General features: G+C 68.6%; 19 protein-coding genes and 3 pseudogenes. 9 read left to right on the forward strand and 13 right to left on the reverse strand.

Annotated elements, in window-relative coordinates; genetic code table 11:
• Positions 1-511: 511 nt before the first annotated feature.
• Together ABZ642_RS09330 and ABZ642_RS09335 are read right to left on the reverse strand one after the other, a co-directional pair.
• Complete coding sequence (locus tag ABZ642_RS09330; protein ID WP_360479654.1) at positions 512-661, reverse strand: hypothetical protein; 150 nt, start codon at positions 659-661, stop codon at positions 512-514.
• The gene (locus tag ABZ642_RS09335; protein ID WP_360479657.1) at positions 658-849 is read right to left on the reverse strand and encodes a hypothetical protein; all 192 of its coding nucleotides are present in this window, start codon (positions 847-849) and stop codon (positions 658-660) included. Before ABZ642_RS09335 ends, ABZ642_RS09330 begins: the two co-directional genes overlap by 4 nt.
• A 65-nt stretch (positions 850-914) precedes the next feature.
• On the opposite strand from ABZ642_RS09335, the gene ABZ642_RS09340 reads away from it, so the two are divergent.
• Both ABZ642_RS09340 and ABZ642_RS09345 read left to right on the forward strand, forming a co-directional pair.
• On the forward strand, positions 915-1,148 hold the full coding sequence (locus ABZ642_RS09340) for a transposase (RefSeq protein WP_360479660.1): 234 nt from the start codon (positions 915-917) through the stop codon (positions 1,146-1,148).
• Between the two features lie 133 nt (positions 1,149-1,281).
• Positions 1,282-2,157, forward strand: coding sequence for an LLM class F420-dependent oxidoreductase (locus ABZ642_RS09345; protein WP_360479663.1), 876 nt, complete (start codon positions 1,282-1,284; stop codon positions 2,155-2,157).
• Positions 2,158-2,382: 225 nt separating this feature from the next.
• Here ABZ642_RS09345 and ABZ642_RS09350 read toward each other — a convergent pair.
• Both ABZ642_RS09350 and ABZ642_RS09355 read right to left on the reverse strand, forming a co-directional pair.
• Positions 2,383-2,508 (reverse strand): annotated as a pseudogene (locus ABZ642_RS09350) (transposase); the annotation flags it as partial.
• Positions 2,509-2,597: 89 nt separating this feature from the next.
• Positions 2,598-3,584, reverse strand: a complete 987-nt coding sequence (locus tag ABZ642_RS09355) for an amidohydrolase family protein (protein WP_360479666.1) — start codon at positions 3,582-3,584, stop codon at positions 2,598-2,600.
• Between the two features lie 294 nt (positions 3,585-3,878).
• Between ABZ642_RS09355 and ABZ642_RS09360 the strand changes: the two genes are divergently transcribed.
• Positions 3,879-4,142 carry a transposase gene (locus ABZ642_RS09360; protein WP_360480196.1) on the forward strand — a complete coding sequence of 88 codons (264 nt, stop codon included), beginning with the start codon at positions 3,879-3,881 and terminating at the stop codon, positions 4,140-4,142.
• Between the two features lie 281 nt (positions 4,143-4,423).
• Here the strand turns inward: ABZ642_RS09360 and ABZ642_RS09365 are convergent, their stop codons facing one another.
• Positions 4,424-4,840, reverse strand: a complete 417-nt coding sequence (locus ABZ642_RS09365) for an ester cyclase (protein WP_360479669.1) — start codon at positions 4,838-4,840, stop codon at positions 4,424-4,426.
• A 123-nt stretch (positions 4,841-4,963) separates the two neighbouring features.
• Here ABZ642_RS09365 and ABZ642_RS09370 point away from each other — a divergent pair, with 123 nt between their 5' ends.
• Positions 4,964-5,563, forward strand: coding sequence for an XRE family transcriptional regulator (locus ABZ642_RS09370; RefSeq protein WP_360479672.1), 600 nt, complete (start codon positions 4,964-4,966; stop codon positions 5,561-5,563).
• Here ABZ642_RS09370 and ABZ642_RS09375 read toward each other — a convergent pair.
• The gene (locus ABZ642_RS09375) at positions 5,560-6,579 is read right to left on the reverse strand and encodes a helix-turn-helix domain-containing protein (RefSeq protein ID WP_360479675.1); all 1,020 of its coding nucleotides are present in this window, start codon (positions 6,577-6,579) and stop codon (positions 5,560-5,562) included. The two genes, ABZ642_RS09370 and ABZ642_RS09375, sit on opposite strands and share 4 nt — an antisense overlap.
• Positions 6,580-7,072: 493 nt before the next feature.
• On the opposite strand from ABZ642_RS09375, the gene ABZ642_RS09380 reads away from it, so the two are divergent.
• The 5 genes and pseudogenes from ABZ642_RS09380 (at position 7,073) to ABZ642_RS09400 (ending at position 11,578) form a co-directional block, all read left to right on the forward strand.
• A complete protein-coding gene (locus ABZ642_RS09380; protein WP_360479678.1) occupies positions 7,073-7,849 on the forward strand; it encodes an SDR family oxidoreductase in 777 nt (258 codons plus the stop codon).
• Positions 7,833-8,239, forward strand: a pseudogene (locus ABZ642_RS09385) (cupin domain-containing protein). The gene ABZ642_RS09380 and the pseudogene ABZ642_RS09385 overlap by 17 nt, the downstream one beginning before the upstream one ends.
• Positions 8,240-8,322: 83 nt before the next feature.
• Entirely contained in the window at positions 8,323-9,129 is an 807-nt protein-coding gene (locus ABZ642_RS09390) for an alpha/beta hydrolase (RefSeq protein ID WP_360479681.1), read from the forward strand.
• A gap of 45 nt (positions 9,130-9,174) precedes the next feature.
• Positions 9,175-9,921: an MBL fold metallo-hydrolase gene (locus tag ABZ642_RS09395; protein WP_360479684.1), complete on the forward strand. Its 747-nt coding sequence runs from the start codon at positions 9,175-9,177 to the stop codon at positions 9,919-9,921.
• Positions 9,922-10,090: 169 nt separating this feature from the next.
• Complete coding sequence (locus ABZ642_RS09400; protein WP_360479687.1) at positions 10,091-11,578, forward strand: MFS transporter; 1,488 nt, start codon at positions 10,091-10,093, stop codon at positions 11,576-11,578.
• 151 nt (positions 11,579-11,729) lie between these two features.
• Here ABZ642_RS09400 and ABZ642_RS09405 read toward each other — a convergent pair whose 3' ends face one another.
• From ABZ642_RS09405 to ABZ642_RS09435, 7 genes and pseudogenes are all read right to left on the reverse strand, one after another.
• A complete protein-coding gene (locus ABZ642_RS09405; RefSeq protein ID WP_360479690.1) occupies positions 11,730-11,924 on the reverse strand; it encodes a hypothetical protein in 195 nt (64 codons plus the stop codon).
• 34 nt (positions 11,925-11,958) lie between these two features.
• On the reverse strand, positions 11,959-12,243 hold the full coding sequence (locus ABZ642_RS09410) for a hypothetical protein (protein ID WP_360479692.1): 285 nt from the start codon (positions 12,241-12,243) through the stop codon (positions 11,959-11,961).
• A 3-nt stretch (positions 12,244-12,246) separates the two neighbouring features.
• Positions 12,247-12,624 (reverse strand): lipocalin family protein, encoded by a 378-nt coding sequence (locus tag ABZ642_RS09415; protein ID WP_360479695.1) that lies wholly within the window; start codon positions 12,622-12,624, stop codon positions 12,247-12,249.
• A gap of 45 nt (positions 12,625-12,669) precedes the next feature.
• A pseudogene (locus ABZ642_RS09420) lies at positions 12,670-12,741 on the reverse strand (hypothetical protein); the annotation flags it as partial.
• Positions 12,742-12,796: 55 nt separating this feature from the next.
• Entirely contained in the window at positions 12,797-12,919 is a 123-nt protein-coding gene (locus ABZ642_RS09425) for a hypothetical protein (protein WP_360479698.1), read from the reverse strand.
• Positions 12,920-13,103: 184 nt separating this feature from the next.
• Positions 13,104-14,138 (reverse strand): hypothetical protein, encoded by a 1,035-nt coding sequence (locus tag ABZ642_RS09430; protein ID WP_360479701.1) that lies wholly within the window; start codon positions 14,136-14,138, stop codon positions 13,104-13,106.
• 42 nt (positions 14,139-14,180) lie between these two features.
• Entirely contained in the window at positions 14,181-15,017 is an 837-nt protein-coding gene (locus tag ABZ642_RS09435) for an oxidoreductase (RefSeq protein ID WP_360479704.1), read from the reverse strand.
• Between the last annotated feature and the right edge of the window lie 6 nt (positions 15,018-15,023).

Consider the following 15,023-nt stretch of genomic DNA (forward strand, 5'->3'; position numbering starts at 1 on the left):
GGTACGCAGGGCGGGACCGGGAACACCCAAGGTGGTACGCAGGGCGGGACCGGGAACACCCAGGGCGGTACGCAGGGCGGGACCGGGAACACCCAAGGTGGTACGCAGGGCGGGACCGGGAACACCCAGGGCGGTACGCAGGGCGGGACCGGGAACACCCAGGGTGGGACGCAGGGCGGGACCGGGAACACCCAGGGTGGGACGCAGGGCGGGACCGGGAACACCCAGGGCGGCACGCAGGGTGTCCGGAATTCGGCAGCAGGGCGCATCATCACCGCGCCGCTCCCATCTCCTTCTGCTTCACCCGAGGCGTTCACAACGAGTCTTCTGAAGTTGATCACTGATCGGGCGAGGCCACTGACGTGACGGCGAGGCCCCCGAACACTGTTGAGCGAGATGTCCGACGTCTCCGCACCACAGCCCCGGGGGCCTCGTTGGTTTCTCCACGTGCTGGAGGAGTGAGGTGACGATGCTCATCGTCACCCGTCAGCACGACCGACGGTGCAAGCTGTCACCCGCAGCCAGTAGCTGCCTCTTCAGCGGCGAACTGCTCGGGGGTGAGCTCGGCGGCCGGGGGAGGTGGCGGCGAGGTGGTCTTCTTGACACCGCCCAAGGCGCGACCACCCGTGCGTCGGGCCGGGGGTTTCATACGGTCGGTCATGCCGCGGTCAGCTCCTTCATCAGCTTGGCGTACTCGCTCAGCTCGGTCGGGAACTCGCCGAAGGCCTCCATGTAGTGCACCCAGGAGTGGATGGTGGTCTCGGCGAGCGGGAAGGGCTCGTCTCGGTCCGGGCCGATGCCCTCCCCCTCGGCGGGCTCCAACAGCTTGTCCTTCGCGTTGCGCGGCACGCTGAACGTGTGGCACAGCGGCATCCCAGCCGGTCGGTGGACTCGTGCGTGCAGGGCTGGACACCGTGAGCGAGCGCGAGCCCTGCAAGACCGACCTGTCCGACGGGCAGTGGGCGTTGATCGAGCCGGTGGTCGCCGCGTGGAGGGCCGCACACCCGTCGGTGAGCGGCCGCCAGGGCCGCGACGAGATGCGGGAGGTCGTCAACGCGCTCGTCCATCGCGGCCCCACCGGCTGCCAGTGGGACCTGTTTCCGCTTTCCGCACGACCTGCCGCCGCGGAAATCCGCCTTCGCCAGTAGGGGCCGGTCGACGTCCTATGGGCCGTTCGACCAACTGAGGGAACGGCGGGAATCGACCCGGAACGCCCTCCGGTCGGCAGTGGCTGGAGACGTGATGATCACGGCACAGCCCACCACCCGGAGGGAACACCCGATGAGCGACACCACAGTCCCCCTGAAGCAGCGAGTCGGCCGGTACGGCGCCTGGAGCGTCGAACTGCGCTCGGAGGACCCGGCCCGGCGCGGAGAACTGGACGAGGCCGCGGCCGAGCTGGAGGAACTCGGGTACGGCGCCATCTGGCTCGGCAACAACAGCACCGCCGGCCATGCCGCCCCGCTGATCGGGGCGACGCGCCGCATCCTCGTCGGCACCAGCGTCCTGAACATCTGGCAGCAGGAGGCCGCCACGACAGCGGCCGGCTTCGCCGAGGTGGAATCGGCGCACCCAGGCCGCTACCTGGTGGGTCTCGGCGTGAGCCACGGCCGGGTAGTGAAGGACTACAGCCACCCGTACGCGGCGATGACCCGCTACCTCGACGAGCTGGACGAGGCCGGCGTCGCCGCCGACAGCAGGGTGCTGGCCGCGCTGGGCCCCAAGATGCTGAAGCTGTCCGGCGAGCGGGCGGCCGGCGCCATCCCCTACCTGGTCACGCCCGAACACACCGCCCAGGCCCGCGAGATCCTCGGCGAGGGCCCGCTGCTCGCCCCGGAGCTGAAAGTGGTTCTGGAGACCGACCCGGCCCGGGCCCGCGCGCTGGCCCGCGGCGCCCTCGCCATGTACCTCACCCTGCCGAACTACACCAACAACTTCCTGCGGCACGGCTTCACCGAGGCCGACCTGGCCGAGGGCGGCAGCAACCGCCTGATCGACGCGGTCTTCGCCTGGGGCGACGAGGACCGCATCCGCGACCGCATCGACACCTTCCATCAGGCAGGCGGGGACCACGTGGCCCTCCAGGTGGTCACCGGCACCCACAGGGACAAACTTCCGAGGGAGGAATGGCGCAGGCTCGCTGCCCTATGGGGATGACAGCCTCGGGGGAACACGGGAACCGTGGTCGGCGGCAGCGCCAGTTCCGGTTCGGGTCTCTCACAAACGGTCAGTTGAGAGAGCCGCCCGGCGACGCGTGAACCGCCCGTATTCGCCCAGCTCGCCGCTGGCAGAAGTCCTCTCAGAACCAGGTCCGTCCTCAAAGATCATCGGATGGTGGATCATGGTGTCGTGATACGCCGTCATGAACTCACCGATCAGGAGCAGGACCTGGGCGGTGGTGCGGTCGCCGGTGTCCGCGCTCGTGACCATCACGCGAAGCAGCAGGCCGAGCGTGTCGACCACGACGTGCCGCTTGTGGCCGTCGACCAGCTTGCCGCCGTCGAAGCCGCGGTCGGGCAAGGCGGACGCTGTCGTCGGCGCGGGCAGTCGCGCAAGATCATCCGGGTCGGCGCGGCAGTGGTTACCGACCCACGGTCCTAGCCGATCTTCTCCGGGATGTTGGGGAAGAGCCGTCGGGCGTTGAGGTGGCCGATCTTGGCCCGGTCGTTGTCGTTGATGGCTGAGTTGTCGAACCAGTCGGAGGCTTCGCGCATGGACTCATACGGGTAGTCGCTGGAATACAGCACGCGGTCGACGCCCATCTCGGCCACGGCCGCGTTGAGCGTCTGGGTGTGGAAGTTGCCAGAGGTGGTGACGTAGAAGTTGCTGAGCAGGTAGTGGGTCAGTGGCTTCTTGAACTTGATCAGGTCGCCCATGTAGGAGGCGCGGTGGGCGATGCGCCACATGTTGGACGGCAGGGTCTCGCCCAGGTGGCCGAGAATGACGGTGAGGTTGGGGAAGCGGTCGAACAGGCCGCTGGTCATCAGGCGCAGCGCGTGGGTGGCGGTCTCCACGGTGAAGGTCCACACCGCGCCGAACAGCTCCGGATGCCCCTCGTAGATACCCTGGTTGCCCGGCAGCGGGTCACGGGGGTGCAGGTAGACCGGCACGCCGAGCGCCTCGACGCGCTCCCAGAACGGCAGGTAGCGTTCGTGGTCGTAGTACCAACCGGTTTCGGCATCACCGATGTTGGTGTAGCCGTTGACCAGCGCTCCGTGGAATCCAAGCTGGGTCACGCAGCGTTCCAGCTCCGTGACGGCTGCCGTCGGGTCCTGCAGAGGCAGGGCGGCGAACCCGCCGAAGCGGGTGGGATTGGCGGCCACAAGATCGGCCAGGTCGTCGTTGGCCTTCCGGGCGCGGGTGACAGCAAGCCGCGGGTCGGTCTCCCCCTGCACGCCGGGCGAGGTCAGTGACAGCAGCGAGTAGTCGATACCCGCGGCGTCCATCTCCGCCAACCGCTCCGTGGTCAGGTCGAGGAGGCGCCGGTTGATGTCCCGCATCGTCTCGGCGTTGACGTATTGCGGGACTTCATCGCTGAACTCTGGGAGGTTGAAGTGCTCTTCGAGCGCGATCTTACCGCTCATGTGGCCGCTCCTTACCGCTAGGTTGTCGAATGCGCCTTCGATTTAGAAGGCGGCTGTTACGGCGTCTCTTCGGCGCCCTACGGCAAAAGGGTGTGGCCGAGCGAGTAGTCCTGGCCGGTAAGCCTGATCATCGTCTCAGCATGGCAACGCGGAGTGGTCGACGAAACGCGGAGTGTGTCACTCTCTTGCCGTCGTGGAAAGCCATGGTCAAGATCTGTGGATCGAGCCGCGCTGAGTGGCCTGGTGGAACTGGGGTCCGTCTTCAGAGGCCATCGGGTGGTGGATCGTGGTGGGGTGATACGCCGTCGTGAACTCACCGATCAGGAGCGGGAGTTACTCGCTCCGCTGATACCGCGGGCGGCGACGGGTCGGCCGCGGGTGGCGGACCGGCAGGTCATCAACGGGATGGTTTGCAAGATCCGGACCGGGATCTCCTGGCGCGACCTACCGGAACGCTACGGGCCGTGGGGGACGCTATACACCCGCTTCCGCCGTTATGGAGTCCGGCTCTGCCGCCGTTCCGTACAGGACCCTGATGGTCTTGGTGTCCTCGTGTGAAGCCGCAGCAACACCGATGCCGAGAAGGGCAGCGGAAGCCGTGACGCGGTCTTCGCTCGGTGTGCTGCCTCGCAGGTCAGAGGTGGTATGCGGAAGCGTGTGGACTGTCCCGCCAGGACAGTTCGTTCGTGCCGGTGGCGTCCTGGGCCTGACCTGCAATGCTGTTGCCCCGGGCGGATGTTCTGACGGTGTGTCAGCAGCTCCCGCGAGTTCCCTCGATTTCCCGTCTTGGTGCCGACCCTGTGCTCCTCGGCGACGGATGTGATCGTCGCGCCTGACGGTCAGCGCAGGGCGCCGGTCTGGCGCAGCAGACTGACCCCGTCGGCGACGGCCCAGTGCTCGGCCCACTGCCCGTCCTGGTAGCGAACGAGGTCCATCACCCGGAACTCGACCCGTCGGCCGGACGCGGGAACACCGAACCATGGACCGGTGTGCCTGGCACGGAACACCTTGTGGGTGGCCACCAAGTCTCCGCTCCCGATGCAGTGCACAATCTCGACACGCAGTTCGGAGAATGCCTCGTGCAGGGCGGCCATGACCTCGCGTACTCCCTCCCGGCCGTCGTGCTGCCCCGGCTCGACGGTGCGGTTGCGGAAGTCGGGACGCACGAGATCGTCGATCAGCTCGAACCGTCCCTGCTCCTGGACCTGTTCGACGAAGAATCTCATCCGGTCCTCGGCGGATCGCTGTCCGGTCATCTCGCACCACCGTCCTGTTTTCTTGAAATCGTCGGGAAGCCCATGAAGTGCTGTGCGCCGCGATCGTCCGCCGTGCTGAAGGGCCGGGTCCACGAACTTGCGGGAACTGCAAAACTGTCGGCCATGGCATCTGTGTCAGTGGTCCCCCAGCAGCACCAAGTAGCACGAGCTCTCGCCGAGATAGGCCCGAGACTTCGTACGCTCCGCCGCTCCGCTGACCTGACACTCGATCAAGTCATGCGGCTGACCGGTATCGGCGTCTCCACGCTGTCGCGTCTGGAAGCCGGCAAGCGTCGGCCCTCGCTCGACCTGCTCGTCCCGCTCGCGGCCGCCTACCAGACCCCTCTGGAGGAACTGCTCGACGTTGCCCAGCACGCCGGTGAGCCGCCGGTGTTCCAGTCGCCGAGCCGGCGAAGCGGCATCGCTGCACAGCGCCTGTCCCACCACCTCGGCGGGATCCAGGTCTACCGGCTCATCCTGCCCCCGCATCAGAGCCCCGCCCCGCAGCGGCATGACGGCTACGGATGGCTGTGCGTCCTGGTCGGCGAGGTCCAACTGTTCCTGGCCGATGCCATCCTGTCCCTCGGCCCCGGCGATGCGGCCGAGTTCGACACCCACACGCCCCACTGGTTCGGCGCGGCAGGCGTGAAGTCGGCCGAGGTGCTCTTCCTCGCAGGCGGGCCGGGGGACCGAGTGCGTCTCCAAGCACGCATGACGGGTTAGCCGGTCGACTCCGCGGGGGAGTTCGAGTCGGGGCTCATCGAGCGGGCGTACTCGGTGGGCGTCCGGCCGTAGTGCTTCTTGAAGGTCCGGGTGAAGTGGCTGCTGTCCGAGAACTGCCAGTAGGCGGCGAGTTCCGAGACGCTCAGCCGACCGGAGGGGGCGGTGAGGGCGAGTCGGGCTTCTTCCAGTCGTCGCCGGCGGATGTAGGCGGCCACCGACTCCCCTGCTGCGGCGAATGCCCGCTGCAGGTTGCGTACGGAGACGTTGAGTTCACGGGCCAGCATCGTCCCGGACAGCTCGGGGTCGGCGAGGCGGCTGTCAGCGAGGTCTTTTGCGGCCTGCGCGAGGGCCGGGGCCAGTTGGGGTTCTGCGTCGTCGAACCGGCGTCTGGCGACCGCCTTGGCCAATTCGATGAGCGTGCTGTGGGCGGCCTGGACTCCGGCCGGGCTGAGGTCGGCGACTGTTTCGTAGATCATGTTCGAGTGGGCCACCAGCAGCCGCACCTCGGCGGAGTCGGCCGGCCCGCAGACGCTCTGTCGTTCCCCGAGCAGTGGTTTGAGCATGGCGGCGGGCAGGACGAGGACTTTCGCGGTCGTGTTCGGAACGGTTTCGAAGTGCAGGGGCCGTCCGATGTGGCGGATGAGGAACTGTCCGGCCGGCACGGTCTGTTCGGTGCGGGCCAGCGGGGCGCCCAGGGTCCAGGAGCCGTGCTGGACGACGTACATCCGCACCTGGCCCTCGATGCCGCCCAGGGGGCCTTCGGTCCGGATGGCCGACGCGCCGTGGAGATCGGTGATCGCTACGTTACCCACTGTGGTGGCACGGCTCTTGACCCGGAAGTCACGGGTCGTTTCCGGGCTGAAGGTCGGCAGCGGGAAATCGTGGCCGATCTCCGTCTCCCAGCCGCTGCGGAAGGCGTCGAATGCTCCCGATGCGGTGCCCTTGTCCGGGGGCGCGGATTCGCCGGAGGCCGCAGCACGTGACTCGTCGGTCTTCACCCCAGTGCTGTTCGGCATGGCCCTCCCTCTGCCTTCGCCCCTCCGGCGCTGCCTGGCGCTGATATTCCGTCCGGATGGCGCTGTGGTTCAAGCCTGCACTCTTCCGATCTTCCTAGGCTTCAGTGGCAGGGACAACCCCTTGCTCCGGCTTGGGGCATACACGCGAGGAGGTACACCGTGGTGCTCGCGGACCGCACGCGGCCCACCCTCCGACATGGTGCGGGTCTGCGTTCCCCGGTGGCCTCAAGGGGACAGCAGGGGCGTGGTGCGCCGTCTGCCGGCGCTGGGGGATCACCGAGACGGTTGCCATGACCCGCAGCCGCGCGGTTTCCGCATCTTCGTGGACCACCGTTCACGCCGCGACGGACTATCACCACGGTCCGGACCACGGGCCGTCAGAAAGGCCTTGGACAGAGAGGTCGCGGCGCCGTGAGGGACAGGAATCCTTCCCGGACCACGAAGACGGGCGGCAGACAACATCACTTGACTCATGAGGGATTGGAGATTTCCGATGGCTGGAGACACGTTCACTGGCAAGGTCGTCATCGTCACCGGCGGTGGATCGGGCATCGGCGCGGCCACCGCCCGCCTCTTCGCAGCCGAAGGCGCCACGGTGGTGATCGTCGGCCGGACGCAGACGAAGCTGGACAAGGTGGTGTCCGATGCGCCGGCGGGCTCGACGCTGATCGCCCGGGTCGGTGACGTCTCGGACGAGGAGGAGATCACCGAGCTGGTGGAAGCCGTGGCCAGCGACCACGGCCGGTTGGACACCTTGGTCAACAACGCCGCGAGGTGCGAGCCGCTGGGCTCCGTGTCCGACATCGATGCGGCGGGCTGGCGACGCGTCATGGCCACCGATGTCGACGGGGTCTTTTTCGCTTCCAGGGCCGCGCTTCCGTATCTGCGCGCCGTGGGCGGCAGCATCGTCAACGTCGGCTCGGCCTCCGGGCTCGGCGGCGACTGGGGGCTGGCCGCCTACGACGCCGCCAAGGGCGCGGTGACCAACCTGACCAACGCCATGGCGCTCGACCACGGCGCGGAAGGCGTGCGGGTCAACGCCGTCCACCCCAGCATGATCTCCACCGACATGACCGCGGGATTCCTGCGGAACGACGCGATCGTCGCCGCCGCTCTCAACCGGGTACCGCTGCAACGCTTCGGTGATCCAGCCGAGGCGGCCTCCGTCATCACGTTCCTGGCCAGTCCGGCGGCGAGCTACGTGAACGGAGCCCACATCCGCGTCGACGGCGGCCTCGGCGCCTCGAACGGCAATCCGCACCTCGCGTAACGGCCGCCGGGGCGGCAGCGCCACCGATCACCGTCTGGGCATCGGGGAGACCACGCTGGCCCCGCACGCCGACGGGCCGCCGCAGCACCGTCACGCCCGGCACGACGAGGGCTTCCACGTGGTGTCCGGTGCGACCCGGTTCACCGTCGGAGAGACCGAGTACGACGCGCCCGCCGGAACGCTGGTCATGATCCCGCCCAGTGCCGCACCCACCTTCGCCAACCCGACCGACGGCACCGCGGTCCTGCTCAACACCTTCACCCCGGACCTGTACGTCAACTACTCCCGGGACCTGCGCGACATGATCGCCGACGGCCGGCGCTGCCCCCCGAGGCCGCGATCGAGGCGATGAGCCGCTACGCCACCGAACCGGTCACCGGCTTCGCCTGATCGCCCACACTCACAACCCGCCGTGCGCAACGTTCCCGCCTGCCGTCCGACAGCCGGGACCAGCAACGATCGAGGAGAACGCCATGGGCACCACCACGCAGTACACCGTCAGCCTCGACGGCATCGGCCCGGTCGAGGTGTCCGTCGCCGACTATGGGGGCGGGCAGCCGTTCCTGCTCCTGCACGGAGGCGCCGGCCCGCAGTCGGTGACCGGGTTTGCCGAGAGGTTCGCCGCCGCCCACGACGTGCGCGTGCTGGTCCCGACCCATCCGGGCTTCGGCGGCACCCTCCGGCCCGGGGCCCTGGACTCCGTCGCCAGTCTGGCCGCGCTCTACCAGGCGCTGCTCCACCAGCTGGAGCTGGGCGATGTCACCGTCATCGGCAACTCCATCGGCGGCTGGATCACCGCCGAGATCGCACTGCTGAAGTCGCCCCGGGTCAGCGGCATCGTCCTGATCGACGCCGTCGGGATCGAGGTCCCGGGCCACCCCGTCGCCGACTTCTTCACCCTGACCACGGACCAGGTCTTCGAGCTCAGCTTCCACCATCCCGACCCGTTCCGATTCAACGCCGCCACCCTGCCTCCCGCGGCGCTGGCCGTCGCGGCCGGCAACCGCGCCGCGATCGCCGTCTACGCGGGCGCCGCGATGACCGACCCGACCCTGGCCGCACGCCTGGGGACGCTGGAGATCCCGACCCTGGTGCTGTGGGGAGACAGTGACGGGATCGTGGACCCCGACTACGGCCGGGCCTACGCCGCTGCGATCCCCCTGGCCCGGTTCCAGTTGCTGCCCGCCACCGGTCACAACGCGCAGCTGGAGACGCCCGACCAGGTCGTGGACGCGATCTGGGACAGCGCGGACACCGACTTCTCCGTCTTCGCCCGCTGAGCCGCGACCCGCCTGCCGACCCCCGCCACCCAAGGAGATCCGACCATGCCCAGGACCGCGGTCACCCGTGTCACCCACAGCTGCCATCTGATAGAGATCGGCGGCCGCACCTTCCTCACCGATCCCTGGTTCAGCACCAGGCCCGGCTACTACCAAGGCGAACCGATCGCCATCGGCATCCCCGACCTCCCCCGGCTCGACGGCGTGCTGATCAGCCACGACCACTACGACCACTGCGACCTGGAGGCCTTCGCCGCCTACCGCGACCGCTCGGTCCCGCTGTTCGTCGCCGAAACCGTCGTCGACGCCGCCCGCAGACACGGCTTCACCGATGTCACCGCCCTCAAGCCCTGGCAGGACGTGGAGGTCGGCGGTGTGACCATCACCGCGACCCCGGCCAAGCACGGCGTCTACGAGGTCACCTTCGTCCTGCGCGCCGGCGCCGACGCGGTGTACTTCGCCGGAGACACCATGCTCATTCCCGAACTCGCCGAGATCCCTGACCGGTTGGGGCACATCTCCGTGGCCTTGCTGCCCACCAATGGCCTGTACATCCGGCCCGCCGACAACATGCAGGTCGTCATGAACGCCGACGAGGCGGCCGAACTGACCGCAATCCTGCGGCCCGAACTGGCCGTCCCGCACCACTACGCCTTTACCAAGGGATTCCTGGGCGACCGACTGATCACCCACAGCGACAAGAACCCGCAGAGCTACCGCGATGCCACCCGCGACCTGGCCCCCGGAACCAGCGTCCGCATCGTCGAACCCGGCATCAGGACCGAACTTTGACCGCCATACCCGCGACCGGATGGCGTCCTCACCACCAGCCTCCACGACAGCGATCTTCAGGTCGACAGCACGAGCGTGTCCTGGCCAGTTCCGTTGACAGCGAGGTCAAGCCCGACGGCGAGCCGCCCGGCGACTCGCACGAAACCGCGCACGAGCGAGGGGGATGGACATGACCACGTATACGTCCCTGACCGGTGGTGGCCGTCGACGGGGAGGGCTGGTTCTGGCAGTGTGCTGCCTGAGCCTGCTGATCACCGCCCTGGACACCACCGCGGTGAACGTGGCGCTGCCTGCGGTCGGCCGCGATCTGCGCGCGCCGGTCAGCGGCCTGCAGTGGACCGTCGACGCCTACACCCTGGCGGTCGCCGCGTTCATGCTGCTGGCCGGATCCACCGCCGACCGCATCGGACGACGCCGGGTATTCCAGGCCGGACTGGCCCTGTTCACCGCCGGCTCGCTGGCCTGCTCCCTGGCCCCGACTCTGGGCTGGCTCATCGCCTTCCGGGTCGCCCAGGGCCTGGGCGCCAGCATGCTCAACCCGGTCGCCCTGTCGATCATTACCCACGCCTTCCCCGACCCGCGCGAGCGCGCCCGCGCGATCGGGCTCTGGGGCACCACGGTCGGACTGTCCCTGGCCGCAGGCCCCGTGGTCGGCGGCCTGCTGGTCACCTCGGCCGGCTGGCGCTCGATCTTCTGGATCAACATCCCGATCGGAGTGGCCGCCCTGGTTCTGACTGCGGTCTTCGTGCCCGAGTCCAGGGCCGCGGCACCGCGACGCCCCGACCCGGTTGGCCAGGTGCTCGTCGTCGCGATCCTGACCTCGCTGATCTTCGCGATCATCGAAGGCTCCCGGCGGGGCTACGGAAGCGCGCCCATCATCGGTCTGTTTCTCCTGGCCGGGGTCGCCACCGTGGCACTGCCCGGCTACGAACGCCGCCGCGAGCAGCCGCTGATGGAGCCGGCGTTCTTCCGCTCGATCCCGTTCACCGGCGCCTTCGTCGTCGCCGTCACCGCATTCGTCGTGCTGTCCGGCTTCTTGTTCCTCAACACCCTGTATCTGCAGGAGGTGCGCGGATGCAGCGCGCTGCACGCGGGCCTGCTGACCGTACCGATGGCCGCCGGCATCGCGCTCGCCTCACCGCTGTCCGGGCACCTGACCGCCGCGCGTGGTCCGCGGCTGCCGCTGGTCGCCGCCGGACTGCTGATCGCAGCCTCCGCGCTGATGCTGACCACGCTCGACGCGACGACGCCATGGGCGGTCCTGCTCACCGCATACATGCTGCTGGGCATCGGCTTCGGCCTGGTCAACACCCCGATCACCAGCTCGGCGGTGGCCGGTATGCCGCTCGCCCAGGCCGGAGTGTCCGCCGCGATCACCACCACCGGCCGCCAGATCGGGAACAACCTCGGCGTCGCCGCCCTGGGCTCGATCGTCGCCGCGCGCAGCGGGGGTCGGGATCGCTCAGGCTTCGCAGCCGCCAGTCACCCGGGCTGGTGGATCCTGGTCGCAAGCGGAGTGGTGATCGCGGTGGCAGGCCTGGCGATCACCACCCACCGGGCCACCGTCACCGCCGCCCGGGTCGCAGCACGCTTCCCGACCGATCCCGTGCCCACACTGGGCAGCGCGCCCGGCGTACTCGGATCTACGACGACCTGATGCATCGTCAGTTTTCGGCTCCGGAGCTGCTGTCGGCAGGTGCGTCGACATTCAGGGCGGCCCGGGTGGGGGTCGCGGCGGTACCCGTTGCCGACGTCATCCTCCGTTCGCCAGACGGTTCAAGAGGGAGCGGGGACGGTAGGGGATCACTTCAGCCAGTGAGATGGCGGTGCTGGTCCGGCCCCACGCCGTCGATGGCGAGAATCGCCTTGGTGGTGACCGCGAGAGACATGAGGGCCGCCAGGCCGTACCCGAGGGCGGCGGGGTCGACCCGACGGCTGGAAGGGTTGAGCGTGCCGTCGGTGGCCATCCGGCGCAGCCGGACGTGAACGGTGTTCCGGGCCACGCCCACTCGACGTCACGATCCGGGACTTCCTCGATCAGTCATAGTCGATCGACCGGTGCCCCGGCGTCGACGAGACGGTCGATCGCCGGGTAGAGCCTTTTGGGGCCGGCTTTTCCTCGCCGAGGAACTCGGCGGCCTTGCGGACGATCTCAAGCTCGGTTTCCAACTCACGGATCCGTCGACGCGCTGCTCGCAGCTCCGCGGACTCCTCCGAGATCCTGCCAGGCCTTCGGCCGTTGTCGATGTCGTCGGCGGATCCGTCGGCTACGCGGAAGACGAGTTCGCCTGGCCGGCGGATATTCCAAGGGCCGTCGGACACGTTCTACTTCCACAGGCCGAACTGCTCGACGTAGGCGTCGCCGGTGACCGGTTGCCCCTGGTAGATGCCGCGCACCGATGAGTCGGCCTCGTCGATTCCTGGCGTGAACGGCTGGTCGGCCTGGATTTCCTGGAGCACGGGTTTGGCGGTCACGACGAGTTCGGTGTTCAGGCTGGGGATCGTGACGGTCCATTTCCCGGCGTAGCGTTGGCCGGTCGTGGGGCTGGTTTCGAAGTGGGCGCCCTGCGGGGCGAGCGGATTGACGGAGACGACGCGGTGCGTGCCGTTGGGGCCGAGGACGGTCGCCCGGTGCTTTTCTCCGTTGTTGTCGAACATGTCCCACAGGTTGAGGACCTGACCGTTGTTGAGCCGCACGGCCATCCAGGTCCACTTGTGCAGCGTGTCCCAGTTCCAGTTGCCCCACTGGCGATCGAGCCAGGAGGTGCCGGTGACGTGTCTGGTCGAGCCGTCCAGCGTGAGGGTGCCGGTGGTCCGCAGATTTGGGGAGCGAGTAGTAGTAGCTGGTGTCGTCCAGGAAGGGGAAGAGGCCGGTTCAGTTGTTGTACAGCGTGGGGCCGACGGCCTTCAGCGTGAGGTCCAGGCTCCCCTTGCCCTGGGGCAGTTCCGCCTTCAGGTGCATGGCGTCGAGCGGGCCGGACAGTGACGCGTTCGGCATCCGCACATCGAGGTTGCCGGCGGACGTGCTGAACTGGTCGGCTTGAACACCTTCTGTTTGTTCAGGCCGGCTGATCACCCGTCGGCGGACTCGGCCGCGACCGCCACGGCCGGCCATGGCGCGCCCTCACGGCGCGACGGTCCACTGGCTGGACGACAGCGCCCAAGGGGAGGGCCGGGTACCTCTAATGCGTGCGCGACACGGAGGCGCGTGACCGGCCGCGCACGATCTCGGCCAGGCGGGCGGCCTGCTCATCCACGGCTTGGGGTCCGTTGCCGGTCAGCAGGGAGTGGTCGGCGTCCCAGACCACTTTGGCGGCCGAGGGGTTGAGGGTGAGGCTGACGTCGTAACCGGCCTCCTTGAGTGCCACGTCGACGTAGTAGGTCAGGCGCGTGCGCTCGCCGGGCACCTTCGGATACCCGGACGCGAGCATCACCTTTTCGCCGTACTTGGGGACGGTGGTGATCCGTGCGCCCTTGAAGGCGTGGTCGGGATCGGTCGTGACCTTCCCGTCGCCGTCGACCCGGTAGCGCGCCGAGGTCAGGCTCACCGGGGCATGGCAGATGAGGGAGATCGGTACGCCGACCTCGTGGAGCGTGTTGAGCAACTCCCCCATCCACGGGTTGTTGTTGAAGTCGACCATCGGGGCGTGTCCGCCGGGCATGTGCACGAAGGCCAGGTCCGCGAGCGAGAAGCCGGAGGCGGGGTCGCGGTGCCGTTCGATCAGCTGCTGGACGGACAGGTACTCGCGCTGCGGCGATGCCTCGAAGCCGGCGACGACGTCGCCCCGGACGGAGACGGCTTCCGCGTCCGTCCTGGGAAGCGGCTCGGAGACCGGGATGCGGCCCAGAAGCCGGTGGGCGAGGGCGAGTTCGCTCTCGCGGCGCTTGAGGAGGTCCGGGTTCCTCTCGCGCAGCTTCTCGGGGCCGAAGCGCTCGACTCCGCTCTGAATGGCGGTGCGGGCGGTGGCGGGACCGAGGTTCCCGCCCGCCTGGAAGTTGAGAGCGAGTCCGTTGATGTCGAGCTGCGGCAGCAGGCCGTCCGGCGTGGCCAGGATGAAGTCGTAGTCCCTCTCGAACTCCGCCATCACGGCGGCGAGTTCGACGAGAAAGAATCCGGTCGGTATCCCGGGGTGGCCGGCGGGCGCGCTGAGCGGGAGCCGGCGTGCCGACGACAGGACGATCAGGGCCTTGGGCCGAGGTGCGGTCGATTCAGTCATGGTCTTTCCGTCTCTTGCGAGTTGGTTTCGGAGCGAGGGCCTTCACGCCGGTACACCGGACGAGCGTTTGACGAGCGCGTCGAAGGTGCGGTCCGGCAGCAGCCGGCTGAGGAGAATGAGGGGGCGCGCTCCGAAACCGACGCGGTAGCGGGTGCGCGGACGCCGGGCGGTCGCCGCCCTGGCCACGGTCTTGCCGATGACGGCGGCGGGTGAGGTCATGCGGGTGCCCGGCCGCGAGCTTCGCTCCAGGGACGTGGCCATCGCGTCGGCCTGCTCGCCGTACGGGCCGTGGGAGGAGGTGGCACGCAGCTTGCCGGCCGCGATCGCACCCCAGTCGGTCCGGATGGAGCCGGGCTCGATGAGTACGACGTCGATGCCGAACCGCTTGAGTTCCAGGCGCAGCGCGTCGCTGAGGCCTTCGACGGCGTACTTGCTGGCGTGGTACCAGGCGCCCATGGGCGTGGCGAACCGTCCGCCCATGGAGCTGATGTTCACGATGGTGCCGCTTCGTCGGGCGCGCATGTGCGGCAGGACCAGCTGGGTCAGGCGCGCCAGGCCGAACACGTTCACCTCGATCTGTGCGCGGGCCTCCTCCATGGGAACGTCCTCCAGCGCGCCGTACGAGCCGTAGCCGGCGTTGTTGACGAGAACGTCGATGCGACCCTCGGCCGCGATGATCTCGGCCACCGCGTTGCTCACCGAGGTCTCACTGGTGACGTCGAGCGAGAGCGTTCGCACGCCCGACGCCGCCAGGTCGTTCATCCGGTCGGTACGCCGGGCCGCGCCGTAGACGATGAAGCCGGCCTGCTGAAGCTGTCGAGCGGCGGCTTCGCCGATACCTGAGGAGGCACCGGTGACCAGGGCTACCTTTTTCGTCATTGCCGT

This window comes from Streptomyces sp. NPDC007157 (assembly GCF_040634235.1).
Lineage (GTDB): Bacteria > Actinomycetota > Actinomycetes > Streptomycetales > Streptomycetaceae > Streptomyces.